The 26,341-nt window shown below is 72.2% G+C and carries 25 protein-coding genes; 19 read left to right on the forward strand and 6 right to left on the reverse strand.

From position 1 onward, the window contains the following. Window positions 1-258 precede the first annotated feature (258 nt). Window positions 259-1,821 carry a hypothetical protein gene (locus LX15_RS05150; RefSeq protein ID WP_253668308.1) on the forward strand — a complete coding sequence of 521 codons (1,563 nt, stop codon included), beginning with the start codon at window positions 259-261 and terminating at the stop codon, window positions 1,819-1,821. After that, window positions 1,818-3,008 (forward strand): glycosyltransferase family 2 protein, encoded by a 1,191-nt coding sequence (locus LX15_RS05155; RefSeq protein ID WP_253668309.1) that lies wholly within the window; start codon window positions 1,818-1,820, stop codon window positions 3,006-3,008. Before LX15_RS05150 ends, LX15_RS05155 begins: the two co-directional genes overlap by 4 nt. Window positions 3,009-3,162: 154 nt before the next feature. On the opposite strand, the gene LX15_RS05160 is transcribed toward LX15_RS05155, so the two are convergent. Next, entirely contained in the window at window positions 3,163-4,677 is a 1,515-nt protein-coding gene (locus LX15_RS05160; protein ID WP_253668310.1) for an alpha/beta hydrolase, read from the reverse strand. A gap of 86 nt (window positions 4,678-4,763) precedes the next feature. On the opposite strand from LX15_RS05160, the gene LX15_RS05165 reads away from it, so the two are divergent. From LX15_RS05165 to LX15_RS05215, 11 genes are all read left to right on the forward strand, one after another. After that, complete coding sequence (locus LX15_RS05165) at window positions 4,764-6,029, forward strand: ATP-grasp domain-containing protein (RefSeq protein ID WP_253668311.1); 1,266 nt, start codon at window positions 4,764-4,766, stop codon at window positions 6,027-6,029. An 80-nt stretch (window positions 6,030-6,109) separates the two neighbouring features. Continuing rightward, window positions 6,110-6,982: a Rossmann-like domain-containing protein gene (locus tag LX15_RS05170; protein ID WP_253668312.1), complete on the forward strand. Its 873-nt coding sequence runs from the start codon at window positions 6,110-6,112 to the stop codon at window positions 6,980-6,982. 29 nt (window positions 6,983-7,011) lie between these two features. Beyond that, window positions 7,012-8,094 carry a PLP-dependent cysteine synthase family protein gene (locus tag LX15_RS05175; RefSeq protein ID WP_253668343.1) on the forward strand — a complete coding sequence of 361 codons (1,083 nt, stop codon included), beginning with the start codon at window positions 7,012-7,014 and terminating at the stop codon, window positions 8,092-8,094. Then, a complete protein-coding gene (locus tag LX15_RS05180) occupies window positions 8,091-9,158 on the forward strand; it encodes a dipeptide epimerase (RefSeq protein WP_253668313.1) in 1,068 nt (355 codons plus the stop codon). The genes LX15_RS05175 and LX15_RS05180 overlap by 4 nt, the downstream gene beginning before the upstream one ends. After that, entirely contained in the window at window positions 9,155-10,462 is a 1,308-nt protein-coding gene (locus tag LX15_RS05185) for an MFS transporter (protein WP_253668314.1), read from the forward strand. Before LX15_RS05180 ends, LX15_RS05185 begins: the two co-directional genes overlap by 4 nt. Before the next feature lie 8 nt (window positions 10,463-10,470). Then, window positions 10,471-11,265, forward strand: coding sequence for a class I SAM-dependent methyltransferase (locus LX15_RS05190; RefSeq protein ID WP_253668315.1), 795 nt, complete (start codon window positions 10,471-10,473; stop codon window positions 11,263-11,265). Window positions 11,266-11,295: 30 nt separating this feature from the next. Beyond that, window positions 11,296-12,879, forward strand: a complete 1,584-nt coding sequence (locus tag LX15_RS05195) for an ABC transporter substrate-binding protein (RefSeq protein WP_253668316.1) — start codon at window positions 11,296-11,298, stop codon at window positions 12,877-12,879. Beyond that, window positions 12,876-13,826: an ABC transporter permease gene (locus LX15_RS05200; protein ID WP_253668317.1), complete on the forward strand. Its 951-nt coding sequence runs from the start codon at window positions 12,876-12,878 to the stop codon at window positions 13,824-13,826. The genes LX15_RS05195 and LX15_RS05200 overlap by 4 nt, the downstream gene beginning before the upstream one ends. After that, window positions 13,823-14,719 (forward strand): ABC transporter permease, encoded by an 897-nt coding sequence (locus LX15_RS05205; RefSeq protein ID WP_253668318.1) that lies wholly within the window; start codon window positions 13,823-13,825, stop codon window positions 14,717-14,719. The genes LX15_RS05200 and LX15_RS05205 overlap by 4 nt, the downstream gene beginning before the upstream one ends. Continuing rightward, window positions 14,716-16,347 carry an ABC transporter ATP-binding protein gene (locus tag LX15_RS05210; RefSeq protein ID WP_253668319.1) on the forward strand — a complete coding sequence of 544 codons (1,632 nt, stop codon included), beginning with the start codon at window positions 14,716-14,718 and terminating at the stop codon, window positions 16,345-16,347. The genes LX15_RS05205 and LX15_RS05210 overlap by 4 nt, the downstream gene beginning before the upstream one ends. Window positions 16,348-16,385: 38 nt before the next feature. Then, window positions 16,386-16,991, forward strand: coding sequence for a GNAT family N-acetyltransferase (locus tag LX15_RS05215; RefSeq protein WP_253668320.1), 606 nt, complete (start codon window positions 16,386-16,388; stop codon window positions 16,989-16,991). 131 nt (window positions 16,992-17,122) lie between these two features. On the opposite strand, the gene LX15_RS05220 is transcribed toward LX15_RS05215, so the two are convergent. Then, entirely contained in the window at window positions 17,123-17,989 is an 867-nt protein-coding gene (locus LX15_RS05220) for a phenylalanine 4-monooxygenase (RefSeq protein WP_253668321.1), read from the reverse strand. 242 nt (window positions 17,990-18,231) lie between these two features. Between LX15_RS05220 and LX15_RS05225 the strand changes: the two genes are divergently transcribed. Then, window positions 18,232-18,714 carry a MarR family winged helix-turn-helix transcriptional regulator gene (locus tag LX15_RS05225; protein ID WP_253668322.1) on the forward strand — a complete coding sequence of 161 codons (483 nt, stop codon included), beginning with the start codon at window positions 18,232-18,234 and terminating at the stop codon, window positions 18,712-18,714. Window positions 18,715-18,730: 16 nt separating this feature from the next. On the opposite strand, the gene LX15_RS32200 is transcribed toward LX15_RS05225, so the two are convergent. Continuing rightward, window positions 18,731-19,615, reverse strand: a complete 885-nt coding sequence (locus LX15_RS32200) for a pentapeptide repeat-containing protein (RefSeq protein ID WP_301304000.1) — start codon at window positions 19,613-19,615, stop codon at window positions 18,731-18,733. Window positions 19,616-19,862: 247 nt separating this feature from the next. Here LX15_RS32200 and LX15_RS05240 point away from each other — a divergent pair, with 247 nt between their 5' ends. Further along, complete coding sequence (locus LX15_RS05240) at window positions 19,863-20,126, forward strand: hypothetical protein (RefSeq protein WP_253668323.1); 264 nt, start codon at window positions 19,863-19,865, stop codon at window positions 20,124-20,126. Window positions 20,127-20,174: 48 nt separating this feature from the next. On the opposite strand, the gene LX15_RS05245 is transcribed toward LX15_RS05240, so the two are convergent. After that, the gene (locus LX15_RS05245) at window positions 20,175-20,726 is read right to left on the reverse strand and encodes a DUF2165 domain-containing protein (protein ID WP_253668324.1); all 552 of its coding nucleotides are present in this window, start codon (window positions 20,724-20,726) and stop codon (window positions 20,175-20,177) included. 109 nt (window positions 20,727-20,835) lie between these two features. Between LX15_RS05245 and LX15_RS05250 the strand changes: the two genes are divergently transcribed. Continuing rightward, on the forward strand, window positions 20,836-21,369 hold the full coding sequence (locus LX15_RS05250; RefSeq protein WP_253668325.1) for a DinB family protein: 534 nt from the start codon (window positions 20,836-20,838) through the stop codon (window positions 21,367-21,369). A gap of 101 nt (window positions 21,370-21,470) precedes the next feature. Here LX15_RS05250 and LX15_RS05255 read toward each other — a convergent pair whose 3' ends face one another. Then, the gene (locus LX15_RS05255) at window positions 21,471-21,668 is read right to left on the reverse strand and encodes a DUF397 domain-containing protein (protein ID WP_253668326.1); all 198 of its coding nucleotides are present in this window, start codon (window positions 21,666-21,668) and stop codon (window positions 21,471-21,473) included. After that, complete coding sequence (locus LX15_RS05260; RefSeq protein WP_301304001.1) at window positions 21,665-22,516, reverse strand: helix-turn-helix domain-containing protein; 852 nt, start codon at window positions 22,514-22,516, stop codon at window positions 21,665-21,667. The genes LX15_RS05255 and LX15_RS05260 overlap by 4 nt, the downstream gene beginning before the upstream one ends. A gap of 204 nt (window positions 22,517-22,720) precedes the next feature. Between LX15_RS05260 and LX15_RS05265 the strand changes: the two genes are divergently transcribed. From LX15_RS05265 to LX15_RS05275, 3 genes are all read left to right on the forward strand, one after another. After that, window positions 22,721-23,080 (forward strand): hypothetical protein, encoded by a 360-nt coding sequence (locus tag LX15_RS05265; protein WP_253668328.1) that lies wholly within the window; start codon window positions 22,721-22,723, stop codon window positions 23,078-23,080. Between the two features lie 305 nt (window positions 23,081-23,385). Next, window positions 23,386-24,735: an NUDIX domain-containing protein gene (locus LX15_RS05270; RefSeq protein WP_253668329.1), complete on the forward strand. Its 1,350-nt coding sequence runs from the start codon at window positions 23,386-23,388 to the stop codon at window positions 24,733-24,735. 638 nt (window positions 24,736-25,373) lie between these two features. After that, window positions 25,374-25,670 carry an HC3 family zinc finger protein gene (locus LX15_RS05275; protein WP_253668330.1) on the forward strand — a complete coding sequence of 99 codons (297 nt, stop codon included), beginning with the start codon at window positions 25,374-25,376 and terminating at the stop codon, window positions 25,668-25,670. Window positions 25,671-26,341: the final 671 nt, after the last annotated feature.

A 26,341-nucleotide genomic window follows, 5' to 3' on the forward strand; every position in this document is an offset into this window, starting at 1 on the left:
GGGCCACAATGCGCCGGGCGGCGGACAACCGACGTGAGTGCGAGACGTCACCACGACGGAAACATCCTGTGTGACCTGATGAATACGCAGCGCGGCCGCTCTCACCTGCCTCGGAGGAAATCGAGGCGGGGACGTATTGTCTGGGAGAGGTCGACGTCGAACGGCGGCGACCGTTCGGCGCGACCTTCACTGTGACCCGGGTCGTCGCACGCGATTACTTCCGTCAGGGAAGTGTGACGAAAAAGGTAGACGGGGGCAATGAACGATGCTCAGGGCACGGCGACCCCGGTCGCCGGTCCCTCGGCGGCCGGCGCGCCGGAGGCGCCGCCCCGAGGCGCGACGACGCGAGGGGGCGCCACCGCCTTCCTCCGCCGACACTGGGCGATCACGGCGCTGCTGCTCGTCGGCGCCGCGATCCGCGCGCTGGTGGTGTACGCCTACCGGCCGGCCTTCTGGTATCCCGACAGCACGGCCTACATCCGCGCGAGCGAGCACCTGAGCCCGACCACCTCCCACGGGGCCAACCTCATCGGCTACCCCGTGTTCCTGCGCGTACTCGGCCTGACGAACTCCGTCGCCGTGGTGACGGTCGTCCAGCACCTGCTGGCGCTCGCGCTGGTCGTGGTCGCCTACGTGTTCCTGCGCCGGCGCGGCCTGCCGGGCTGGCTCGCCGCGCTGGGGTTGGCGCCCACCGTGCTCGACGGCCGCCAGATCACCCTTGAGCACTACGTGCTGGCCGAGACGCTGTTCACCGTCCTGCTGATGTCCGGGCTCCTGCTGGTGCTGTGGCGGGAGCGCCCTGGCTGGGTCACGTGCGGGGTCGGCGGTCTCCTGGTCGCGGGCGCGGCGCTGACCCGGTCCGTCGGCGTCGGGATCTGCGGCGTGGTCTTCCTGTACCTGGTGGTCCGCCGGGTCGGCTGGAAGCAGGTGGTCGCGTTCACGGCGGCCGCCGCCACGATGATCCTGGGCTACCTCACGTGGACCCAGCAGACGACCGGCAAGTTCGCGTTCACGCACATGCAGGGCCACTACCTCTACGCCCGCACCGCGCAGGTCGCCGACTGCGACAAGCTCCGGCTCACGGACCAGCAGCGGGAGCTGTGCCCCCGCGAGCCGGTGGGCCAGCGCCACGAGCGGGCCGACTGGTACCTGTGGTCGGACCCGAACATCCAGCGGTTCGGCCCGGACCAGGACGACTTCGTCGGGAGCTTCGCCAAGGAGGTGCTGCGCCAGCAGCCCGTGGACTTCGGCGTGTCCGTGGCCAACGACCTCGCCAAGTACCTGCTGCCCGGCCACCCCTACGGCCCCGAGCTGACCTGCCTGGGCGGCTGGTGGGTGCTGCCGGCCGACCTGCGGGATCTGCCGGGCGAGCAGCAGGGCTGCAAGCCGCGGCTCAACGTGGGGGACCGGTACGTGGGCGAGGCCGCGCCGGGCGAGCTGGCCCCGGAGTCGAGGACCAGGGCGTTCCTGGCCGCCTACTCGCGGCACGCGCAGGTCCCGCCGGGCGTGCTCGGCCTCTCCGTCCTGCTCACGCTGGCGTCCGTGGTGTGGCGCGTGCGCCGACCCGGCTTCCGCGACGGCCTCGACGCCCTGCTGTTCGCGGCGGTCGGCGTCGCCTTGCTGGTGCTCGCCGTGGCCACCTCGATGCTCGAACCGCGCTACGGCATCCCCTCGATCACCGTGTTGTCCGTCGGCGGCGCGCTCGCGATCCACCGGCTGCGCGCCACGTTGTCGACCAGTTCCAGGAAGAACCCCGCCACCGCGACCGACCCCGCCGAGGACGGCGGACCGCGGGGCGAGACCGCATCGGAGAAGGCGTGAACGGCGACCTCGAAGTCACTGTCCTGCTGCCCTGCCTCAACGAGGCCGAGACGCTCGCGACCTGCGTGACCAAGGCCGTGAACTGCCTGCGGGAGCTGGGCGTCGACGGTGAGGTGCTGGTGTCGGACAACGGCAGCACCGACGGTTCCCAGGAGATCGCCGAGCGGCACGGCGCGCGCGTCGTGCACGCCCCGATCCGGGGCTACGGCGGCGCGCTGCTGGCCGGGATCGAGAACGCCCGCGGCAAGTACGTGATCATGGGTGACGCGGACGACTCGTACGACCTGGCCAACCTCGGGCCGTTCATCGAGGGCCTGCGCCGGGGCCACGACGTCGTCATGGGCAACCGGTTCAAGGGCGGGATCGCCCCAGGGGCCATGCCGCCGCTGCACCGCTACCTCGGCAACCCGGTGCTGAGCTGGCTGGGTCGTGTCCTGTTCGGACTGAAGAACGTCGGCGACTTCCACTGTGGCCTGCGGGGTTTCCACCGCGACCGCATCCGCGCGCTGAACCTGTGCATGCCGGGGATGGAGTTCGCCTCCGAGCTGGTGGTGCGCTCGGCGCTGGCCGGCTACGACATCGTGGAGGTGCCGACGACGTTGCGGCCGGACGGCCGCTCCCGCCCGCCGCACCTGCGGACGTGGCGGGACGGCTGGCGTCACCTGCGGTTCCTGCTGGTGTTCGCGCCGGGCAAGACCCTGGTCTGGCCGGGGGCCGTGCTCCTGCTGCTGGGCCTGCTCGGCACCGCCGTGCTCACCGCCGGCCCGGTCACCGTGGGCGGGGTCCGGTTCGACATCGCCGCGTTGGTCTACGCGTGCCTGTTGGTGATGGTCTCCGTGCAGCTCCTGCTCTTCGGTGGCTGCGCCAAGCTCTACGGACGGGCCAACGGCCTGACGCGGGACACCGGGAAACCCGGCCTGTTGTCCGTGATGCGCCTGGAGGTCCTGCTCGGCATCGGCCTGCTGCTGGTCGTCCTCGGGCTCGTGGGCACGGGTGTGGCGGTGTCGTGGTGGGGCTCCCAGGGGTTCTCCGACCTGGTCCCCGGGGAGATCGTCCGTCTGGTCCTGCCGTCGGCCACGCTGATCGCGACCGGGGTGGTGTGCGTCTTCTCCGGCCTGCTCGCCAGCCTGCTCACGCTGCGTGCGGTCCCGAAGACCCCGTCGGCCGCCGCGTCCTCAGAGGACTGACGACCCGACTGACGACCCGACCGACGACCTGACGACGACCCGAACTGACGACCCGACCCACGACCTGACGACGACAGGCGCCCGCCGCTCCCGGTGGGCGCCTGTCGGCTTTCCGGGTGTCGGCTTTCCGGAGTCCGCCAGGTCGTCGGCCGCGCTATGCCGAGGGCGTGGGAAGACCGGCCCCGGTCCCGGTGCACCGCAGGTCGACGGACGGCAGCGCGCCGTGCACGAGGTAGGCGGCCGTCGTCTCGTCGACGCAGGTGTTGCGTTGGCTCGCGAAGACACCGTGGGAGTGGCCGCCGGACAGCGTGACCATCCGGGAGCCGGACAGGGCCCGCCGCATCCGTTGCGCGCCGGCGTAGGGCGTGACGGGGTCGAACTCGGCCTGGGTCAACAGGATGGGGGGAATGCCGGGGCGGCGTCCGAGGTCCACTCGCTTCCGGGGCTGGTAGGCCCAGTAATGGCACACCGTGGCCTCCATCCCGGTCAGGACGGGTCGCGGGTCGAGCGAACGGAGGCGACGGAGGTCGGCCACGATCTCTCGCTCGCTTCGCGGCCCGGGGCCGTCGGCGCACTTCACCGTGCGGTTGGCGGCCTCGAAGTTCCGGGTGGCCGCGTCCTCGGCCGGCTGCTGGGTCCTGAGCTGCTCGCTGCTGCCCGTCTCCGCGAACGCCCGCAGGGCCAAGCCCAGCTTCTCCCACCGCTCGGTGCGCCCCAGCGCCCGGTAGACGAGCCGGTCGAACTCGGCGGGGCCGAACGCCTCTCCGCGTCGCGCCAACTCCTCGCGTGTCCGCACGTAGTGCTGGCGCACCTCGTCTCTGGTGCTGCCGAGGCGGAACGTCGTGGGGTGCTGGGCGAACCAGTCGAACAGGGTGTCGCGTTGGCGGATCAGGGCGACCGCCTGGTCCCGGTCGAAGTCGTACCAGTCGTCGGGGCCGACGACGCTGTCCAGCACCATCCGGTCGACGCGGTGCGGGAACAGGGTGGCGTAGGCGGCTCCGAGGTACGAGCCGTAGGACACGCCGAGGAAGCTGATCCGCCGTTCGCCCAGCGCCGCGCGCAGCAGGTCCATGTCGCGCGCGGTGTTGGCCGTGCCGATGTGGGGGAGGGCGTCCCCGATCTCCGTGGCGCAGTCTCGCGCCGTGCGGCGCAGATTGTCCATATAGGACCGTTCCGCCTCGTCGTCGGTGGGGACCGGGTCCTGGCCGGGGTGGTCGAACCGGCCACCCATCTGTCCACAGGAGACAGGTGAGCTGGACCCGACGCCGCGCGGGTCGAACCCGACGACGTCGAACGCCCGGCGCACGGACTCGGGCATCTTGGCGCGTTTGGTCGCGGCGTAGTCGAGCCCGCTGCCGCCGGGGCCACCCGGGTTCACGAGCAGGACGCCTCGCCGTTCCTCGGGCGAGCCCGAGGCGCGGACCCGGGAGACGGCCAGTCGCAGCGTGCGTCCGTCCGGGTGGGAGTGGTCGAGGGGGACGTCGAGCTGTCCGCACTCCAGCGTCGCGCCGTCGGGGCCGTCCGGGACGGCGGGCGCGGGGGAGGGGGAGAGACAGGGACCGAAGGTGATCCGGGGTGCCGGGACCGGGGGGTCCGCCGCCGCCGGCAGGGCCGGGAGCAGCCCGAACGCGAGCACGGTGACCAGGAATCGCTGACTTCGCGGTGACACGGCCTCATCCAGGTGGTGTAATACCGAGCAATTGATAACGGTTTTCATTGTAGGGTCAATGATCGACGACGACCGAGGGGAGTGCCGTGGGTCACCTTCTGATGATCGAGAGCTGGGTCGGCGCGATGAGCACACTGCTGCCACGGGCCATCGGGGAGGCCGGCCACCGGTTCACGTTCCTCACCCGGGACCTGCACCACTACCTGCGTTCCGCGCCGGCCGGCGGACCGCACCCGCTGCTGTCCGCCGAGAACGTGCTCACCGCCGAGACCAACGACCTGGACGCGCTGCTGCCCAGGGTCGAGCGCCTGCACGAGGTGTTCGGCTTCGACGGCGTGCTGTCCTCCTGCGACTACTACCTCGGCACGGTCGCGCGGGTCGCCGAGCACCTCGGACTGCCGGGCGCCGGGTCCGCCGCCGTGGAACGGGCCTACCGCAAGGACCTCGCCCGCGAGGCCATGCGCGCCGCCGGCCTGCCGGGACCCGCGTTCGCCGTGACCGAGGGCTGGGCCGCGACCGCGTCGGCCGCGGCGTCGCTCGGCTACCCGCTGGTGGTCAAGCCGGTCGACCTGTGCGCGGGGATGTACGTCCGCAGGGTGGTCGACGAGGCCGAGCTGAAGGAGGCCTTCCTGGCGCTGGAGGGCTTCCCGGTCAACGCCCGGCAGCAGCCGCGGCTGTCGGCCGTCCTGCTGGAGGAGGTGCTGACCGGCCAGGAGGTGAGCGTCGAGACGGTCACCTACCGCGGTGAGACCCACGTGGTCGGCGTGACCGACAAGAGCGTCGTCGGCGACCCGTGGTTCGTCGAGAACGGACACATGTTCCCCGCCGACCTCGACCCCGACCTGCGGCGCGCCGCCGAGGACATGGCCGTCGCCGCCCTGCGCGCGGTGGGGCTGGACCACGGGGTGGCGCACACCGAGCTGAAGCTCACCCCGGACGGCCCCCGCGTCGTGGAGATCAACCCGAGGCCGGCGGGCAACCGCATCACCGAGCTGGTCCGGCGGGTGTCCGGAGTGGACCTCCCCATGGCGTTCGCCGAGCTGGCGCTGGGGAACCGGCCCGCCCTCGACCCGGTGGACACCGGGGCGCGCAGCGCGGCGATCTCCTTCCTCCTGCCGCCGGGGGAGGGCGTGGTCGAGCGCGTGCACGGGGTCGACGCGCTGGCCGTCGACCCGGACGTCGTCGAGTGGCAGGTCAAGGGGGCCGGCACGCGGGCGGGCGCCGCCACCAGCAACAACACCTACCTCGGGCACGTGATGGTGGTGGACCGGCGCGGAGCCGGCGCGCGCGCCCACGCCGAACGGCTGGTGGGCGGGCTGCGCGTGGAGTACGCGTCGGAGGCGGAGCGGTGACCCCGGTGAGCCCGTTGTCTTCGGACCCGTTGTCTTCGGACCCGTTGTCCTCGGACCCGCTGTCTTCGGACCCGCCGCCCTTGGCCCCGTCGTCCCGAGAGCTGCCTCGCTCCCCGCTCCGGCTGACCGGCGGCGCCGACGGCCCGCGACCGCGCTCGCTGGCCGACCTGATCTCCCAGGTCACGGCCGGACGTCTGGGGCCGGACCCCGCCGAGACCCGCGTCAGCGTCGCCTTCGCGACCCGGCAGGGCGTGCGGCACGCCTCGCGCGGGAGCGGCTACCGCAACCACGTCATCAGCTTCCGCGTGGACCGGGCCGTCGGCTCGTGCGCCGTGGAACCGGACGAGGTCCCTGACGACCTGGTCTACGACTGCGTGGGCGCGTCCGTCGCGGACCTGGTGGCGCACCCGGTGAACGCGGTGCGCGTGGCCGCGCTGGACGCCTACCTCATGGCCGCCCACCCGCACGAGCGGTTCGCCGACGAGGCCGTCACCGTGCCCGCCGGGTCGTCGCTGGAGAAGTCGATGGCGCGCGCCGCTCTGGTGACCGACCTGGTCCCGGCCAGCCGGGGGCAGACCGTGCTGGTCGTCGGGGTCGTGAACTCCCTGCTGTCCCACCTGCGGCGACGGGGCCTGCGCTACGTGCCGTGTGACCTCAAGGACGGGGCGACGGAGTGGGGGGAGCCGTTCGTGCCCGACTGCATGGCGGTGGTCGACCGCTGCGACGCCGTACTCGCCTCGGGGATGACGCTGGGCAACGGCACGTTCGAACCGTTGCTGCGGCACGCGCGGCGGACCGGCAAGCCGTTCGTGGTGTTCGCGCAGACCGGAAGCGCCGTGCTGCCGTGGTTCCTCGGCTCGGGGGTGACCGCGGTCTCCGCGGAGCCCTATCCGTTCTTCTGGCTCGACGGCGGCCCGAGCGTGCTCTACCGGTACGGGGGGAAGGCATCGTGAGGACCTCGGCGCCCACTCTCACGTCCACAGTGGACACTCCTGGTCGTGTCCCGGCGCTCGGCGGGAACCAGGACCTGTTGGCGTTGCTGGGAAACACGCCGCTGGCCAGGATCACCACACCGTTGCCGCACGCGCACCGCGGGTTCTGGGCCAAGCTGGAGTGCCTCAGCGCCGGCGGGATGAAGGCCCGCGCCGCGGTGTCCATGTTGCGGGGCGCGCGGCAGCGGGGCGAGCTGCGCCCGCACGCCCCCGTGGTGGAGTCCACGAGTGGGACCCTGGGCGTGGGCTTGGCCTTCGCCGGCCAGGCGCTCGGCCACCCGGTGGTGCTCGTCGTCGATGACGACCTCGAACCGGCCATGCGGTCCCTGCTCGTCGCGCACGGCGCCCGCCTGGAGGTGGTCGACCGGCCGCACCCCACCGGGGGCTGGCAGCAGGCGCGGCTGGACCGGTTGCGCCAGGTCCTGCGCGACCTGCCCGACGCCTACTGGCCGGACCAGTACAACAACCCGGACAACCCGGCCGGCTACGCCGCGTTGGCCCGTGAGCTGGTCGACCAGCTCGACCACGCCGACGTCCTGGTGTGCAGCGTCGGCACCGGCGGCCACAGTGGAGGGTTGGCCACGGTGTTGCGGCAGCACTGGCCCCGGCTGCGGCTGGTCGGCGTCGACACCGTCGGCTCGACGATCTTCGGGCAGCCGGCTCGGCCCCGGGTGATGCGGGGGCTGGGCAGCAGCATCTACCCCCGCAACGTCGCCTACCCGCTGTTCGACGAGGTCCACTGGGTCGGGCCGGTGGAGGCGGTCGACGCCTGCCGCCGGTTGGCCAGGCACGCCTTCGTCACCGGCGGCTGGAGCACCGGGGCCGTGGCCAGGGTGGCGGCCTGGATCGCCAGGGTCGAACCGGGCGCGCGGGTGGTGACGGTGTTCCCGGACGGCCCGCACCGCTACCTCGGCACCATCTTCGACGACGACTACTGCCGCGCGCGGGGGCTCACCGGGCCGCCCGCGCCCCATCCCGTGGAGATCGCCGACCCCAGGGCGGTCGAGGTGACCGGGTGGGCCCGCTGCCGGGGCGCCGTCGACCCCCTGACGACCGTGGAGGTCCCCGCGTGACCCTCTCCTGGAAACTGGACTGGACCGTGGTCCCGCTGGCGCTGCGGGAGCCGTTCCGGATCTCCCGCTCCGTGATGACCAGCAGGGACGCCGTCCAGATCACGCTGGAGCACGACGGAACCGTCGGCGACGGCGAGGTCGTGACCAGTGTCTACTTCGGACTCGACGTGCGGCGGATCACCGACCTGCTCGCCGCGTTCGCGCCCGTGCTCGCCGACTTCCCCGACCCGGCCAGTCTGCTCGCCGCCCTGCCGGACGCCGCGTCCTGCCTGGCCGAGGCCCCCGGCGTGCTCGCGGCGGTCGACGCCGCGGCCCACGACCTCGTGGGCAAGCAGGTGGGCCTGCCCGTGCACCACCTGCTCGGCCAGCCGACGTGGCGGCCGGTGACCACGGCCCGCACGATCGGCATCACCGAGCCGGAACACGCGGCCACGACCGCGAAACTGCTGGTGGATCAGGGCTTCGGCACGTTGAAGCTCAAGCTGGGCTCCCCGGACCCCGCCGACGACCTCGCCAGGGTCGCCGCGGTGCGCGCGGTCGCCCCCGACGCCCGGCTCGTGCTCGACCCCAACGGCGCGTGGCGGCCGGACCAGGCCGCGCGCCTGCTGGAGGAGTTCGCCCGCCACGACGTGGACGCCGTGGAGCAGCCCATCCCGCCGGGGACCCCCGACGAGCTGGCCCGGCTCGCGCGCAGTTCTCCGGTGCCGGTGATCGCAGACGAGGACGCCACGAGCCTCGCCGACGTCGAGCGGCTCGCCGGCGCGGTGCACGGCGTGAACGTGAAGCTGGCCAAGTGCGGCGGGGTGAGCGTCGCGCGCGAGATCATCGCGACGGCGCGGGCCGCCGGCACCGACGTCATGCTCGGGTGCCTGGTGGCCAGCTCGCTGGGCCTCGCGCCCGCCGTGCACCTGACCGGCCATGCCCGGTGGGTGGACCTCGACGGGCACCTGTTGCTCGCCGACGACCCGTGGACCGGGATCGGCGGCCACGACGGCGTGCTTCGGCTGTCCGGCCGGCCCGGCCTCGGGGTGCGCCCGGCGCGAGCGCGGGAGGCGCGGTCGTGACCACGCTCCGCCTGCTGCGCAGTTTTCCGTTGTCGGTGCGATTGTTGCTGGTCAACCAGCTCGGCGTGAACACCGGCTTCTACCTGTTGATCCCCTACCTCGCCACGCACCTCGGGCGCGACCTCGGCCTGTCGGCCGCCGTGGTCGGGGTCGTGCTCGGCGTGCGCAACCTCAGCCAGCAGGGGCTGTTCCTCATCGGCGGGTCCGCCTCGGACCGGCTCGGCGCCCGCACGGTGATCATCGCCGGCTGCGGCCTGCGCACCGTCGGGTTCGGACTGTTCGCGCTGGGGGACTCGCTGGCCGTGCTGTTGGCCGCGTCAGTCCTCAGTGGACTGGCCGGCGCGTTGTTCAACCCGGCCGTCAGGGCCTACCTCGCCGTGGCGGCGGCCGACCGGAGGGCCGAGGCGTTCTCCCTGTTCAACGTGTTCGCCAACACCGGGGCGCTGCTCGGCCCCCTGCTGGGCAGCGCGTTGCTGGTGATCGGCTTCCGGGTCTCGGCCGTGGTCGCGGCGCTGGTCTTCGCCGTGTTGACGATCGCGCAGGCGCTGGTCCTGCCCGCGCAGCCGGTGACGCCCAGCGGCGGATCGGTGCTCGGCGACTGGCGCGAGTGCCTGACCAACCGGAGGTTCGTGGCGTTCACCCTCGCGCTGACCGGCATGTTCGCGTTGCAGAACCAGCTCTACCTCGTCCTGCCGATGCAGGCGGAGTGGGCGACCGGCCAGGGCGGAGCGGTGGCCGCGGTGTTCCTGGTGTCCACTGTGGCCAGTCTGCTGCTCCAGGTCCGCGTGACCCAGTGGTGCCAACGACGGCTGCGGCGGGGCGTGGCCATCGCGGCCGGGCTGGCCCTGATGGGCGCGGCCTTCCTCGTGCCGCTGCTCGCCGCCCCGCTCGTCGGGTCGGGCGGCGCTCCTGGCGACCTGCTGACCGCGACCGCCCGGCTGGCGCCCGTGCTGCTGGCCGTGTTCACGATGTCGCTGGGCCTGATGGTCTGCCAGCCGTTCGTGCTGGAGCTGATCCCCGCCTTCGGCAGGGACGGCCTGTCCGGAACGTACTTCGGCGTGTTCTACCTGGTGTCCGGGGTGGTGGCCGCCGGGGGCAACGCGCTCGTCGGCTGGGCCAGCACCGCGTCGACCAGCACCGGGTTGACCAGCACCGGGTTGACCAGCACGGGATCGGCTGGCGGCGTCGCGTGGCCGGCGTGGCTGCTGTGCGCCGCCGCCGGGCTGGCCTCCGCCGCCACCGTGCGCTGGCTGGACCGCAGGGGCGCGGTCGCGCCGCCCGCCGACGTCGAGATGTCGAGGTGATTCGCGACATGCGACCCGAGATCGTCAGTGAGAACCTGCTGACCGACAACCCCGAGCTGTACGAGCACCAGTTCCCTGACCCCGAGCACCGCGCCGGCCGGTTCGTCGACGACGTGCTGCGCCGCTTCGACGGCGGGAGGACCGTGCTGGACATCGGTTGTGGCACCGGGCGGGACGCCGGCTACCTGGCGTCCGTCGGCCACACCGTCACCGGCCTCGACCTCTCCGAACGCATGCTCGCCCACGCGCGCGAGCGGTACCCCGACGTCGAGTTCACGCGCGGCGACATGCGTTCGTTCGACCTCGGCAGGGTCTTCGACGCGATCATCTGTCTGGACAGCGCTTTCCTGTACTGCCACCGCAACGAGGAGCTGACCGCGTTCCTCGACCGGTGCCGGGAACACCTGAGGCCCGGAGGCCTGCTGGTCGCGGAGATGCGCAACGGCGCCTTCTTCCTCGGCAACACCGAACTGCTCGACGGGACCCGCACGCGTTCCGTGCTGTGGCGGGGCACCACCTACACCTCGCACACGACACTGTGGATCGACCACGCCGCCCAGCTCCTGCGCCGGCACCGGGTCTGGGAGTGGCCGGGCTGCGCCGCGCCCCTGCACCAGCGCTCGGCGTGGCGGCTGCTGTTCCCCCAGGAACTGCGGCACTTCCTGGACCTCGCCGGGTTCGAGGTGCTGGCGATGTTCGACCAGCCCGGCCCCCGCACCGACCTCCCGTGGAGCGCCGACGCCGCGTTGTCCACCGCCCTGTCCTCGGACCGCCTGCACGTCGTCGCGCGTCGGCGCGCCTGACCCCCGACCGCAGCCCAGAAGGAAGTGAGCATGTCAGTCCCCCACCCCGCCAGGGTCGTCGTCCGTCAGCCGTCCCGCCCGCCCGCGTTGAGCCGTCGGGGGTTCCTCGGCCTCGCGGCGGCCGCCTCCGCGGTCGCGCTCGCCGGCTGCGCCGGGGGCTCCGACGCGGCCGGCCCCGGCCAGCCCCGCTCCGGCGGCCGGCTGCGGGCCGCCTTCGCCGGCGGCGGGGCCAAGGAGGTCCTCGACCCGCACATGGCGAACCTGTTCGTGGAGGCGTCCCGGTCCAAGGCGATGTTCGACAAGCTCGCCGACCTCGGCGACGACGTCTCCCCGGTGCCGCGCCTGGCCGAGCGGTGGGAGCCCGACGCCGGGCTGACCCGCTGGCGGGTCGTGCTGCGCCAGGCGACCTTCCACGACGGGCGTCCGGTGCGCGCCGCCGACGTGCTGGCCAGCTACGCCAGGATCCTCGACCCCAAGCGCGCGTTCCGGGCCAAGTCCAGCCTGGCCGTGATCGACCTGGCCAACAGCCGCGCGGTGGACGACCGCACGGTGGAGTTCGCGCTACGCCGGCCGTTCGTCGAGTTCCCCAACGTGCTCGCCGCGTTCGGGGCCTACGTCGTCCCCGAGGGCGCCGAGGACTTCAGCAGACCCGTCGGGTCGGGGCCGTTCTCGTTCGTCTCCTTCGAGCCGGGGCGGTCGCTGCTGCTGCGCCGCAACCCGAACTACTGGGAGGGCGCGCCCCACCTGGACGAGCTGGAGTTCCTCATCAGCAACGACGAGTCGGCGCGCGTGAACGCGTTGCTGGGCGGGCAGGTCGAGTACGCGCACGACCTCACGCCCACCACCGCGCGCAGCTACGAGCACAGCGACCGGCTGACAGTCGTCCGCTCGCCCAACAGCGCCATGCAGGCGTTCGCGATGAAGCTCGATCGGCCCCCGTTCGACAACCAGGACCTCCGGGAGGCCATGTTCCTGCTCGTCGACCGGCAGCAACTCGTCGAGACCACGCTGTCCGGCGCGGGACAGATCGGCAACGACCTGTTCGGCAAGGGGTACCAGTACTACGCCGACGAGATCCCGCAACGCGCCAGGGACCTGGACCGCGCCCGCGCGCTGATCAGGAAGGCCGGCGCCGAGGGGCTGCGCGTCAAACTGGACACCTCGGGCGCCGCGGCCGGCTTCGTCGAGGCGGCCAGTGTCTTCGCCGACCAGGCCCGCCAGGTCGGGCTCCAGGTCGAGGTCGCCGTCGGCAACAAGGACAGCTTCTGGGCCGACACGCTCAACAACGGCTCGCTGTCCAGCTACCGGTCCGGTGCGATGCCGATCGAGACCCACATCGCGCAGCGGCTGCTCAGCGCGTCCACCACCAACGTGACCAAGTGGGCGCGACCGGAGTTCGACGCCCTCTACGACAAGGCTGTGTCCACAAAGGACGAAGCTCAGCGCCGCCAGCTCTACCTGGAGATGCAGCGCGCGCAGCACGCCGAGGGCGGGTTCCTGGTCTGGGGCTTCGCCGACTGGCTCGTGGCCACCGCCCCGAGGGTCGGGGGCGTGGCCAAGGCGCCGGCCAACACCCTGGACTGGGCGCGGTTCGACAAGGTGTGGCTGGGGTGAGCCTCGGGCACTACGCGCTGCGCCGGCTGCTCGTCGGCGTGCTCCAGGTCCTCGTCGTGGCCTGCGCGGTCTTCCTGCTCACCGAGGCCCTGCCCGGCGACGCGGCGGTCGCCCTGGCCGGCGACAACCCCGACCCGGCGCGGATCGAGCAGATCCGCCGCGTCATGCGCCTCGACCTGCCCCTCGCCGAGCGGTTCTGGGACTGGCTGGCCGGGCTGTTCCGTATGGACCTCGGGGTGTCTCTGGTGTCGCAACGCCCGGTGGCGGCGTTCCTGGCCGACGGGCTCGCACCGACGCTGGTGTTGGCGACGCTGACGTTGCTCGTGCTGGTCCCGCTCGCGGTGCTGCTCGGCGTCGTCGCGGCGGTCAGGGAGGGCGGGCCGCTGGACCGCGCGGTGACGACCGTGAGCGTGGCCCTGCACGCGATCCCCGAGTTCGCCATGGCGATCGTGCTCGTCGCGGTGTTCGGCGTGCGACTGCGCTGGTTGCCGCCGACCGCCGTCGGGGTCGGCGGCGACCTCCTGCGGCACCCCGCCGTGCTCGTGCTCCCGCTCGTCGTGCTGCTGGCCCGGCCCATCTGCTCGATCAGCCGGCTCGTGCGGGCGGGGATGATCGAGGCGCTCGACTCGGACTACGTGCGCCACGCGCGCCGCCTCGGCCTGTCCACCGGCCGGGTCCGGCTCCGGCACGCCCTGCCCAACGCCGTGGCCGCCGCCGTGCCGCAGCTCGCGCACACGACGGACTGGCTGCTCGGCGGGGTGATCGTCGTCGAGGCGGTGTTCGTCATCCCCGGTCTGGGCACCGCCCTCGTCGACGCCGTCGCCGCGCGGGACCTCCCCGTCGTGCAGGGGCTGGCCGTGTTCTTCGCCGTCACCACCGTGCTGGTCAACCTGGTGGCCGACGTCGTCGGCTTCCGGCTCTCCCCGCGAACGGAGGTCGTGCGATGAGGCGCTGGCTGCGCTGGGGGATCGGCGGCGTGTTGACCGGGGTGCCGTTGCTGCTCGCCGTGGCCGGCCCCTGGCTCGTCTCCGGCCCCGGAGCCCGGTCCCGCGCGTTCGTCGCGGGCGACGGGCACCCGCTCGGCACCGACTTCGTCGGCAGGGACGTCTGGCAGCAGGTCCTGCTGGGCGGCCGGACGGTCCTTCTCGTCGCGATGTTGGCCACGGTCCTGGCCTACCTGGTCGCCGTGCCGTGGGGGATCGCCGCGGCGGTGAGCCGACACCGGTGGGTCGACGAGCTGCTGATGCGGCCGCTGGACCTGGTGCTCGCGTTGCCGTCCCTGTTGTTGCTGGTGCTGCTGGCGACCATCGCGCCGTCGGGCTCGCCGACGCTGGTCGCGATCGTGGCCCTGCTGAACCTGCCCGGCATCACCCGGATCGTGCGGGCCGCGGCGCTGGAGGTCGGCAGCCGGCCGGCGGTCGAGGCCCTGCGGTTGCAGGGCGAGGGCTGGTGGCGGATCACCGTCGGCTACGTCGCCAGGAGCATCGTGCGCACGCTCGCCGCCGACCTGGGCACCCGGTTCACCGGCGCCCTCTACCTGGTGGCCTCGGCCAGCTTCCTCGGCGTGGGCGTGCCGCCGGACGCCAGCGACTGGGCGGTGATGGTGGACAGGAACCGGCCTGGCCTGTTCGTCCAGCCGTGGGCGGTCCTGGCCCCGGCGTTGTTGATCGTCGCCCTGTCCGTGGGCGTCAACCTGCTGTTCGACCGCGCCCTCGCCACGCGGTCCGGACCAGGACCCCGACCAGGAGCCCGACCAGGAGCCCGATCAGGAGCCCGAACCGAGACCGGATCCGGGAACCGACCCGGTCCCCGACCAGAACCCCAGGGAGCCGCGCCGTGACCGAACCCGTCGTGCGGGTGGACGACCTCGTGACCGAGGTGGGCGGCCGGCGCCTGGTCGACGGCCTGTCGCTGGAGTTGCGGGCCGGTCAGGTGCTGGCCCTCGTCGGGGCCTCGGGCAGCGGCAAGACGACCACCGGCCTCGCCGTGCTCGGGGAGGCCCCAGCCGGAGCGACCGTCTCCGGGCGCGTCGTCGTCGACGGCGTCGAGGTGGCGCCCGGTCGGCCGCCCCGGCCCGGCGCGGTCGCCTACGTGCCCCAGCACCCGGCCGCCGTGCTCAACCCGGTGCGGCGGGTCGGCGGCGTCCTGCGGGAGGTGGCCGAACGCCACCTGCCGGGGCCGTCCCGGTCGCGCCGGATCAGGAGGACGACGGTGTCCGCCCTCGTCACCGACGCGGTCCGTCGCGCCCGGCTCCCCACGGGACCGGAGCTGCCGCGCCGCTACCCCCACCAGCTCTCCGGGGGGCAGCAGCAGCGGGTCGTGCTCGCGCAGGCCCTCGTCGCGAACCCCGTCGTCTTGGTGGCCGACGAGCCGACGACCGGCCAGGACGCCGTCACGCGCGCGGAGGTCGTGGACGAGCTGCGCGCCCTGGCCGCCGAGGGCATCGCCGTGCTGCTGCTGAGCCACGACCTCGACGTCGTGCGCGCCCTGGCCCACCACGTGATCGTGTTGCGCGCCGGCCGCCCGGTGGAGTCGGGTGTGGCCGCCCGGGTGCTGTCCCGGCCCGCCCACGAGTACACGCGGGCACTGGTGGCCGCCCAACCCCACGTCGCCACGGTGATCACGGACCGGGCAGCGGACACGGGCGCATCGGTCGGCGCGGAGAGCGACGACGGCGCCGGAAACGCCGAGCGGCTCCGTGTGGACTCCCTGGTCGCGCACCACGGCTCCGGTCGACGACGCAGCGCCGTGCTGCACGAGGTGGACCTGACCGCGGCGGCGGGGGAGTGCGTCGCGATCGTCGGCCGTTCCGGCAGCGGCAAGACGACACTGGCCCGGTGCGTCACCGGGCTGCACGCCGCGACGAGTGGAACGGTCACAGTGGACGGAGCCGTGCTCGCGCCCTCGCTGCGCCGCCGGAGCCGGGACGACCTCGCGGCGGTGCAGTACGTCTTCCAGGACGCGCGCGGCTCCTTCGACCACCACCGGCGCGTCCTCGACCAGATCAGCCGCACCGCCGTGCGGCTGCACGGGGCCAGCCCGGAGGAGGCGGCGGACGCGGCGATGGCCACCCTGCGCCGGGTGGGGCTGGACGAGGAGCACGCCCGCCGGGTGCCGCACGGGCTGTCCGGCGGGGAGCTGCAACGCGCGGCCCTGGCCAGGGCGCTGCTGGCCCGGCCACGGGTCCTGCTCTGCGACGAGATCACCTCGGGTCTGGACACCCTCACCCAACACGGGATTCTCGACCTGCTCGCCGCGTTGCGCGCCGAGTCGGCGGGAACACTGGTGTTGATCAGCCACGACATGGGCGTGGTGGCGCGGCTGGCCGACCACGTGGTCGTCCTCGACGCCGGCCGGGTCGTGGAACGCGGCCCGGCGGCCCGCGTGCTCGCCGAGCCCGCCCACCCGGTGACCCGGGCGCTGCTCGGCGTCCCCGAACGGGAGCCGGACGAGCTGATCGCCCGGTGACCCCCACCCCAGCAGGACGAGTACCTGACAGGAGAGAGTTGACCGAGTACTTCCGCGCCATCGGCGACTACGACGTCCGGATGGCCGGCCCCCAGCACGTCGAGGGCGCGCGCCGCGTCATGCTCGACACCTTCTACCGCGACTTCGACTACGGCTACCAGCCGGCCTGGCACTGGGACGTCATCGACCTCGACGGCGTCTACCTGCGCCCGGCCCGACACGCCCTGTTCGTCGCGACACTGGGCGAGGAGGTCGTCGGCACGACCGCCGTGCGGGCGGCCGCGCCGAAGAGCCCGCCGCACCCGCGCGAGCTGGTCGAGCGCTACCCGGCGGAGTCGACCGCGCAACTGTTCCGCGTGTACGTGCGCCGCGAGCACCGCCGACACGGCCTCGCCCGCGCGATGGTCGAGATGGCCAGGCGGTTCGTCGCGCGAACCCCCGGCTACGAGGCCATCTACCTGCACACGGACACGCGGGTCGACGGGGCGGAACCGTTCTGGCGGTCCCTGGCGGTGGAGGTGTACGACGGCCGCGACGGGGACCCGTCCCGGTTCCAGACCGTCCACTTCGAGATCCCGATCCCCTCGTGGGAGGAGGATCTGCTGGCGGAGCAACGGGTTCTGGAGACGGTGCCGATGGCCTGATCCGTCCGCTGACCGGTCCCGTGGTCAGTCCCTGGCCGGTCCCGTGACCAGTCCTGTGATCAGTCCTGTGATCAGTCCTCAGTGGAGGACGCCCGGCGCGGGGTCGGCGTCACCGCCGGCCCCGCGCCGCCTCAGTCCCGCGTCCCCGGCCAGTGGCACAGGCGGACGGGCGTGTCGTCGTCCATCTCGTCGAAGAACTCGCCGAGGGTGTCGGTGAGGTGGTCGAGCGACTCGGCGCGGTACAGGATCGGCTGGTAGCCGTTGATCTGGTAGGGCGTGTTGGCCATCGCGCGCAGGTCGAGCGGCCGGATCTCGGCGTCCCGGAAGCACTCGATCTCCCCGTACGAGGACAGCAACGCCGCGCCGTACGCCTTCAGGTCGCCGTTCTCGCGCACCACGCCGTACTCCACCGTGAACCAGAAGAGGCGGTCGATCAGGCTGACGGCCTCGGCGGTCTCCACGCGGTGGACGGCCCGCCCGATCACCCGGTACAGCTCGGCGAAGCGGGGCGCGGCGAGCTGCGTGCCGTGGCCGACCAGGTCGTGCAGGGCGTCCGGCTCCGGCGTGTAGAACGGGACGGCCGGGTGCCGCAGGTACTGCACCCCGTGGAAGTAGCCGTCGGCCATCGCGCCGTAGAGGCGTCGGCTGTCGACGAGCCCGCCGGTCAGCGTGAACCGGAAGCCGGTCAGGCGCTGGAGCCGGCTGTTCACCTCGGCGTGTTGCGGGACGTGGTCGTCGGGGATGTCGACCGCCTCGATCACGTCCGCGATCGCGCGGCAGGCGTGCCGTCGTTGCACGCGCACCAGCGTCCGGTGGACCAGGCCCCACATGCGGTGCTCGGCGTCGCTGTAGGTCACGGTCGGGGCGGGGTCGCCCACCCGGTGGTCCCGCGCCAGCTCACCCAGTGCCCGGCGTCGGGCGAGGTAGGCCGGGTCGGCCATGCCGGGGTGCCGGCTGGCCGGGCCGAGCCGTCCGTCGACCGCGACCGGTGTCCTCACGCGCGGTTGGTTCATCGTCGGCCCCCGACGTCGCTGGCGGGCGCGCGCCGCCCTCGTCTCCCGCGAGTTCACCACCGGGGTACCCCCGTGGTTCGCCTCTTCCGGGTGAACACGGCGGGGCGTGCGGCCGGCTGGTGCGGGCGAGCCGCTCAACCGGGCGACGGGTGGCCCGACAGTGCGGGCGAGCCCTGTTCGCGCCGGTGGCCGGGGGTGCCGGGGTAGGGTCGACGCCCGGAGGACCGATGTCAGACAGCCTGCCCCTGCCCGAGGACCAGCTCTGCTTCGCGCTGCACGCGGCGTCGCGCGCGATGAACGCGGTGTACCGCCCGCTGTTGGCCGAGCTGGGCGTCACCTACCCGCAGTACCTGGTGCTCCTCGACCTGTGGACGCGTGGTCCCCGCTCGGTCAAGGAGCTGGGGGAGGACCTCTACCTGGACTCGGGCACGCTGTCGCCGCTGCTCAAGCGGCTGGAGACCGCCGGGCTGGTCCGCCGCAGCCGGAGCGAGGCGGACGAGCGGGTGGTCATCGTGTGCCTGACCGAGGAGGGGCGGCGGCTGCGCGAGCGGGGGCGGCGCGTGTCGCACGACCTCCTGTGCGCGGTCGGCCTGCCGGTCGAGAAGGTCGTCGCGCTCCGTGACGAGATCCGGGACCTGACCGACCACCTCCTCGCGGCCGCTGGCGACCTCCACCGGACCGGAGACCCCGGGGCGGAGCCGGTCGGGTAACCGGCCAGGCAGCCGGTCAACGGGTGGGCGTGACCGACGGCGGCGCCGTCCTCGCGCGGCCGAGGTCGACCCCGGTGAGGTCCGCGCCGGAGAGGTCGGCGCCGGTGAGGTCCGCGCCGGACAGGTCGAGGTCGGTGAGGTCGGCCTTGACGAGGCGCGCGTCGGGGAGCGAGGCGAAGAGCAGGCTGGCGCGCCTGAGGTTGGCGTGCCTGAGGTCCGCGCGGCGGAGGTTCGCGCCGCCGAGGTGGGACTCGCTGAGATTGGCGCCGAACAGCAGGCCGTGGGACAGGTTCGCGTTGAGGAAGCTGGCGCCGCCGAGATGAGCGCGACGCAGGTCGACGTGGGTGAGGTCGGCGTCCCTGAAGCTGGCGTGGTCCAGACGGGAGGCTTCGAGGTCGGCGTGGGTGAGGTTCGCGCCGTCGAACAGCGCCCAGCTCAGGTCACCCCCGGTGATCCTGGCGCCGGCGAGGCAGGTGCGGGTGAGGTCCAGATGCTCCGGGGGCGTGACGGGGTTCCGGTGCGCGAGCACGGTCAGCGCGGCCTGGACGTCCGTGGGCGGACGCCGTGCCCGGTCGGGTTCGGCGGGGCAGGAACCCAGGGGCGCGTGCTCGCGGACGAACGCGGCCAGGAGCTTGTGGACGGTGGGGCGGTCCCGCTCGGAGTCGCCGGCGAGGCGCTCCAGCGCGTGGACGCCGCCCAGTCGCACGTCCACCTTCTCCGAGCCGAGCTGCTCGACCGCCCGGCCGAAGCGGTCGGTGAGCTGGCCCTGTTCGGTGAGCGCGATCTGGTCACGCGTCGCGCGCAACGACTGCGCGGTGAAACCCAGCGCGGCGATCGCGGCCACCGCCGTGACCAGCGACGTCAGCGTCGGCCACCCGCGCCACGCGAAGCCGCGAGCCATCGTCGACCCGAGCCGTCGCGGCCGCGGGCGTAATCGGGTTCCGGCGACCACCCGACGTGTCCCGCCACGGCCTGTGGATGCTGCCCGTCCCCGGGGAGAGGTCGTCACGAGCGGATCTTCCCGTGGACGACCGGGATGACGGGGCTGGTGTTTCCCACTCGTGGCTGGGGGTAGCCGGGGACGAGACCGCGCCGGGCGAGCCTCGCGTCGGCGCGCGTCGGAGCCGCTAGTGACAGGAGGTGTGGAGATGGCCGAGCAGCCGGGAGCCGGGCGCCCGTACGTACCGCCTCGCGACTACGACCACCGCGACGTCGAGCACGTCCTCGGTGTGCGTCGCTGGGAGGGGTGGGAGGAGCTTCTGGAGTGGCTGCGCGCCGAGGCCATCAACGACCCGGAGCTGTCACCGGACGTCTTCGGCCCGCTGCGGCAGGACGCGGAGCGCGCCTGCGCCAGGGGCGCCGAGTTCACCAGTGACGCCGCACGCCTCTACCAGGAGCTTCGGCGCCGCTGACCGCGTTCGGCCGCGTCGCTCACGTGCCGCGAGGAGGAGCCGCGCCGGTCACGCGTCGGGCGGGGTGGCTGTCGGCCTCGCGTCGGGTGGGGCGGCCGTCGGTCGCGGCAGGTGGACGAGGACGAGCCCGACCGAGGCGACGAGGAAGTTCTGGAGCGCCGGCTGGAGGCCGTTCCACTGGCTGGACTGCCACATCTGGAACCACTCGCCGCCGACGGTGATGAAGCCGCCCGCGAACAGCGTCACCTGCATCAGCCAGCCGCAGCTCGACAGGCGCCGCGCCGTCTCGTCCCCGCGCCGGCCGGTGAGGGCGCGGACCCAGGCGACCAGGGCTGAGGCGAGCACGAGCGCCGTCAGCGCCTCCCAGATGATGATCGCCACATATGCGGCGGTCACCACGCCTTGGTCGGTGATGGCCCGCCACATCGTGTTCGGGGACCGGAAGGTCGTGTCCATCGCGAACACGTGTTCCACGAAGGCGCGGTTCGTCCCGTGGTCGGTCACGTTGCCCAGGACGACGAGGCCCATGTAAAGGGCGGTGATCGCTGTGAGCACCGTCAGCACGGCCCGGAGGCCACCCAGCGCGGCGAGAAGGCGCACACGCCGAACCTAACTCCTGGTGAACCCGGTCGTCACGCGTCCGACGGAACTGTCGGTGCGGTGGGGCAGGATGGCGCCTGATCCCAAAGATGACGAGAGGTGGGCATCGATGCCGACTGTGGTGCGCGCGGTTTCTGACGAGCGGGATGCTCTGTTGGCGTTCCTGGAGGAGCAGCGGGCCGCCGTCCGCCGGGCCACGCACGGGTTGACCGACGAGCAGGCGGCGCTCACGCCGACCGTCAGCGCGCTCTCGCTCGGCGGGCTGGTCAAGCACCTCACCCGGATGGAGTGGTTCTGGACCGTGGTGGTCCTGGACGGCCAGCCGAACACCGACCCGCAGACCCCGGAGACCTGGTCGAGGCAGTTCCGGATGGAGGAGGGCGAGACCCTCGCCGGCCTGCTGGAAGCCTACGAGCGGCGGGCGGAGGAGACCGAGAGGATCGTCGCCGCGCTGCCCGACCTGGACGTGCTGGTGCCGCTGCCCGAGGCCCCGTGGTTCCCGAAGGAGCCGCGCTCGGCCCGGTGGATCCTGCTGCACATCATCGAGGAGGTCGCCCGGCACGCCGGCCACGCCGACATCATCCGCGAGGCCATCGACGGCGCGGACGCCTTCAGCCTCGTGGACGCCACGAAGCAGGGCTGACGCCCACCACCCCTGTCCTCCACTGTGGACAAGCCAGGGGACGAGCCACGCACGACCCGGCGGCGGGGGCCACCCGGCCCCCGCCGCCGTTCGCGCTGGGGTCAGCTCAGATCGAGACGCCCCGACTTCACCGCCCTGACGAACGCCGTGAACACGGCCGGGGTGAGGACCAGCTCGGGTCCGTTGGGGTCCTTGGAGTCGCGAACGGCGGTGCCGCCGGGGATGTCGCCAGCGACCTCGACACAGGCCGTGCTCTGGCTGGACCGGCTCGACTTCCTCCACTTGTAACCTGTCGTCATAGCATCCTCTCCAGTGTGGTCAACCGCTCCGCGATGAGTTTGAAGGTCTCCTCCGTGCTTAAGGCGAACCTGTCCAGCATCGCGAGGGCGGCGCGATAGGCGGAGACGACGTTCGGCTCGTGCAGGAACATGCCTGACGTCCGGTTCTCCAAATGGATGATCGCGGGGTGCCGGTCGAACTCCAGCAACATGAAGCATCCTTCCATCGCGGGATGCCAGTTGCTCTCGATGGGGATGACGCGAACCACGATGTTGGGGCGCTCAGCCATGTCGAGCAGGTGAGTGAGCTGGTTGTGCATTCCCTGGGGACCGCCGACGAGGGAGCGGACCGCTGCCTCGCCGATCAACGCGGTGAGGTTGGCCGGCTGGTCGCGTCGAGTGATGCAGTCGCGACGGCCGAGCCGGAGCGCGATGCGCGTCTCGACTTCGCTCGGTCGAACGCCACCACCGGTCATGATGCCGCGAACATAGCTCGATTCCTGGAGCAGGCCGGGAATCAGGAACGGGTTCACCTCGGTGATCGAGGTGGCCTGGCGCTCGAAGTCCAACAGCGCGGCGAGCTGGCGCTGTTGTTCGGGCACCCCGACGAACAGCCAGTGCGGGCCGTCCTCGCGGGCCATGTCGATGATCTGCTCGCGGAGGGAGGGGTCGCGCACGCCGACGGCGGTGAGGTAGCTCGCGACATCCTCGGCGCGGGGTAGTCGGGTGCCGGTCTCCCATCGGCTGATCGTGCCGTGCGCGATGCCCAGGCGCGCGGCCAGCTCCCGCACTGTCAGCTTCGACTGTTTCCGCGCCTCTCTGAGTCGTGAGCCAAGAGCTCTTGCGCGGGGCGTCCCGCTTCCAGCCATAGATCCAGAGACTACGTCCTGTGGCGGCGCTGATCGTCGCCTGATCGGTGCATTGCGCTCCTCCGAGGACCACTGGTTCCATTCAGTGGAACAAGTGGAAACGTGGAAACAGGCTCGTGGAGTGCCGCGAGCGTAGTCCCTTCACCACCGCACTTCTCCTGTGGTTCCTGGTCGTTCACCCCCTGTCTGTCGGGAGGCGATCCCGTGGGCTCCTTCGTTGCTGTCGGTGCTTTCGCATTGCTCGGTGTCTTCGTCGGCGGCCTGGTCATGGTGATGGCGCGTCCGACACCGGAACAACCTGTCGCTTCACCGACGTTGCCGCGTCACGCCCTGCGCGAGCGCGGGGGTGGTCTGCCGCTTCAGGATCTGTTGCGCCGTAGGGACATCCGGCGTCCGCGACGGTCCCGGCGGCTCAGGAGACAGTACGCCGACGCTCCCACCGAGACGTTGCGGCGGATCGAGGACACGGTGGACAGACTCCGGCGCATCAACGCCTCATCGCTCGACCCCGATCCGACGGTGCCTCTTCCGGTCGTCCCAGGGGATTCCTGGGAGAACTCGTGATTTCGTCGGCGTGACAACTACTTCGTCGCCAGAGCGACGGTGGCGGGCGGAGATCGCAGCGGCGTGCCGGACGCGTCGAGGGCGGCACGCCCTTCGTCCAACGGGGAGAGGCGGGGTGCACGCCGTGGCACTTGCCCAGAAGGGGTTCCAGTCGCGCCGAGTCTGACCACTACCACGAGGTGACCACGGTCCTGCGCCGCGCCGGTTGGCCCGTCCTGTCCCTGGACTGCACGACAACGGGCCCTGAGAGGATCGCGCTGCGTATTGCCTCCCACGTCCTGCGCCTGTACAGAGCGGAGTGTGGAATGTCCGTCTTGAGTCTGCTGACCCTCAACGTCCAAAGCCCGTCCGCCGAACGTGCTCGACGTCAGCTCGACTGGTTGGCCTCACGCCCCGAGGACGTCATCGTGATGACCGAGACCAGGGCGAGCGATGGCTGCCGCCTGCTCGCCGAGGCGTTCACCGCGGCCGGTTATGCCGTGATCAACTCTTGCCCTCGACCGGGAGAGCACGGCGTCCTGATCGCGAGCAGGCTCGCGATCCGGCCTGATGACTGGAAGGAGAAGCTCGGCTACCTGCCCAGTCGAGCGGTCAGCGGCCTCCTGCCGACATCCTTGGGTGACCTGCGGCTGATCGGTCTGTACGTGCCGTCCCGGGACGCAAGCCCGGAGAAGACCGAACGCAAACGACGCTGGCTGGATGACTGTGACTCGGCGCTGACCGGCACCGACGCCCACCCCACGTTGTTGCTCGGCGATCTCAACGTGCTCGAACCCGACCATCAGCCGCGCTACGGGTTCTTCGCCGCCTTCGAATACGACTTCTACCGCTCGCTGAGCGAGAAGCATCTCCTCATCGACGCCTTCCGCCACCTTCACCCCACCGCCACCGAGCACAGTTGGGTCGGCCGCACGGGCGACGGCTACCGCTACGACCACGCGTTCTGCTCCAGGTCACTCGCCGACCGCCTCCTTTCCTGTGACTACGTCCACGAGCCCCGTCTCACCAAGCTCAGCGACCATTCCGCGCTCACCGCGCACCTCGCCATCGAGGGCGTGCGGCGGTTGGTCACGTCCGACCCGAGCACGGCGGCCAGTCCACCCACGCTGTTCGGCCCGGCCGCGCCCGCACCAGCAGCGAGGACCACCGGCCGGATGCCCACCGACGCTCCCGCACCCCTCGGCGCACCCCGCCTCGGCGCCCGCGTCCTTCTTCTCGACGACCAGGACCGTGTGCTGCTCATCCACGCCAGGGACCCCGACGAGCCCGACCACCACTGGTGGGAACTCCCCGGAGGCGGCCTCGACCCCGGCGAGACCCCTGCCGACACCGCCCGCCGGGAAGTCGCCGAGGAAACCGGTATTCTCCTCGACCACCTCGGCCCGTGCCTGTGGGTGCGCGAGACCCGCTTCCACTACCGGGGTCGTCAGCACCACCGTCGCGAGCACGTCTACCTCGCCCGCCCCGCCAACGTCCAGCCGCAGGTGGCGCCACAACGCACCCCGAACGAACACCTGGGCCTGCTCGGCCAGCGCTGGTGGACCGTTGAGGAACTCGCTGCCACGACAGAGAAACTGCTGCCGCCAGCCCTCCCCGAGCTGCTGCACCAGTTACTGGCCGGAACCCTGACGAACCCCATCGAGCTGTTCGAGTAGTCGTTCCCGGGGATCCGGCACCCATCCCGTCGGGCATCGGTGCGTGGTCCGTCTTCAGGCGGGACGATCCTGGCAGTCCGGGAGGGACCGTCTCGGCGCGCCCGCCGAGACGTCGCGGCGGATCGAGGACACGGTGGACAGACTCCGGCGCATCAACGCCTCATCGCTCGAACCCGGTCCGACCGTGTCTCTTCCGGTCGTCCCAGGGGTTTCCCGGAAGAACTCCTGATTTCATCGGCGTGACAACTACTTTCTCATCAGCGCGCCGGTCGCGGACGGAGATCGCAGCGGCGTGCCGGGCGCGTCGAGGGCGGCACGCCCTTCGTCCATTGGGGAGAGGCGGGGTGCACGCCGTGGCACTTGCCCAGAAGTTCCTTGCCCGGGAGTCGGAATGCGTTACTCCGGCGGGGCGGTAGATCGTCACCATCCCCCGTGCCATCGGCGACGCGGGGTACCCAGGAAGAGAAGCACGAGCCAGAACACACCGTGACCTCCGGTCCTCCCGGCGTGGACGAACCGCTCCTCCCTGGTCCGCGTCGGGTTCCGGGTGGCGGGGCCGGGGCCGCACCCCCTCGGTCCCGGTCCCGCCGCCCATCCTCTAGATTCCTCTTTCCCCTGCGTGTTTTCGGGAGGCCGGTATGACCGCCTTCGACTTCCCCAGCCACACCTGGCTGCCCTACGCGGGTGAGCGGCACGCCCACGAGGGCGGCAAGCGTCCCGAGGGTGAGACGGTGACCGTCTTCTGTGGACTGGAGGCCATCAGTCGGACCTATCACCTCGGTGATCCGGAGCTGCTGTGGCCCGAGTGCGACGTCTGTCGGGTCGAGGCCGCGAGGTGTGCGGACCTGCGGGCGATGGCTGAGGAGAGGCGCCGCAACACGCTGCCCGCCTACGGCGACAGCCCGCCACACCGCAAGGGCTACCGCTTCCTCTAGCTTGAGTTTTAACCCGTTCGGCGTGGTCGTGGGTTGCTGGACCTGGTCTTCTTGCCGCGTATGCCTTTCTGCTTGTTCGTGCTGGTGACGGTGTGGACGTCATGACGTGTCGCGGGCTGATGGTTGGGTTGTCCTGCGGGGCGTCCTGGTCCGGGTCGTGAGGGTTTCGGGCACGGGCGGGACAGGCCAGTTGTGGACACAGGTTCCGAAACCCTCGGCGGATCCGCGACGGGCTCAGCCGGTGGGCCGGGCGGGGTTTCTCCCCGGGGGCGGCGCGGATCGCCCACGAGCTCGCGGGCGAGGCGGAGCTGGGTGTAAGCGGTGATCAGCACCAGGTCCAGCGGTCGGCCGCGTCGGGTGAGCGGAGTTTCGGCGTGGTCGGAGCCGAGGGTTTGCTTGAGCATGCGGAAGGTGTGCTCGATGTCGAAGCGGCGCAGGAACGCCTGCCAGGCCAGGTCGACCTCGGTACGGGTGAGGCCGGTGCGGCAGTGCCAGAGCCACACCGGTTTCGCCGATCGCGCCGGAGGGCAGGCGGTCGACCTCGAGGCGGATCACGGTGCCTTCCAGAATCGGCGGCCCTCCGTCGTGGGCGGCCCAGGCGATGCGGTGGGTCAGGCGTGGGCGCGGCCGGTCCGGAGGCCCGGAGGCAGCGCAGGGCCGTAGAGCCGGGT

Source organism: Streptoalloteichus tenebrarius (genome assembly GCF_024171885.1).
GTDB lineage: Bacteria > Actinomycetota > Actinomycetes > Mycobacteriales > Pseudonocardiaceae > Streptoalloteichus > Streptoalloteichus tenebrarius.

Excerpts from the sequence above, each read along its gene's own strand:
- LX15_RS05150 (WP_253668308.1), top strand. The coding sequence starts at position 259 with ATGAACGATGCTCAGGGCACGGCGACCCCGGTCGCCGGTCCCTCGGCG.
- LX15_RS05190 (WP_253668315.1), top strand. The coding sequence starts at position 10,471 with ATGCGACCCGAGATCGTCAGTGAGAACCTGCTGACCGACAACCCCGAG.
- LX15_RS05195 (WP_253668316.1), top strand. The coding sequence starts at position 11,296 with ATGTCAGTCCCCCACCCCGCCAGGGTCGTCGTCCGTCAGCCGTCCCGC.
- LX15_RS05205 (WP_253668318.1), top strand. The coding sequence starts at position 13,823 with ATGAGGCGCTGGCTGCGCTGGGGGATCGGCGGCGTGTTGACCGGGGTG.
- LX15_RS05225 (WP_253668322.1), top strand. The coding sequence starts at position 18,232 with ATGTCAGACAGCCTGCCCCTGCCCGAGGACCAGCTCTGCTTCGCGCTG.
- LX15_RS32200 (WP_301304000.1), bottom strand. The coding sequence starts at position 19,615 with ATGGCTCGCGGCTTCGCGTGGCGCGGGTGGCCGACGCTGACGTCGCTG.
- LX15_RS05240 (WP_253668323.1), top strand. The coding sequence starts at position 19,863 with ATGGCCGAGCAGCCGGGAGCCGGGCGCCCGTACGTACCGCCTCGCGAC.
- LX15_RS05250 (WP_253668325.1), top strand. The coding sequence starts at position 20,836 with ATGCCGACTGTGGTGCGCGCGGTTTCTGACGAGCGGGATGCTCTGTTG.
- LX15_RS05255 (WP_253668326.1), bottom strand. The coding sequence starts at position 21,668 with ATGACGACAGGTTACAAGTGGAGGAAGTCGAGCCGGTCCAGCCAGAGC.
- LX15_RS05260 (WP_301304001.1), bottom strand. The coding sequence starts at position 22,516 with ATGGCTGGAAGCGGGACGCCCCGCGCAAGAGCTCTTGGCTCACGACTC.
- LX15_RS05270 (WP_253668329.1), top strand. The coding sequence starts at position 23,386 with ATGTCCGTCTTGAGTCTGCTGACCCTCAACGTCCAAAGCCCGTCCGCC.
- LX15_RS05275 (WP_253668330.1), top strand. The coding sequence starts at position 25,374 with ATGACCGCCTTCGACTTCCCCAGCCACACCTGGCTGCCCTACGCGGGT.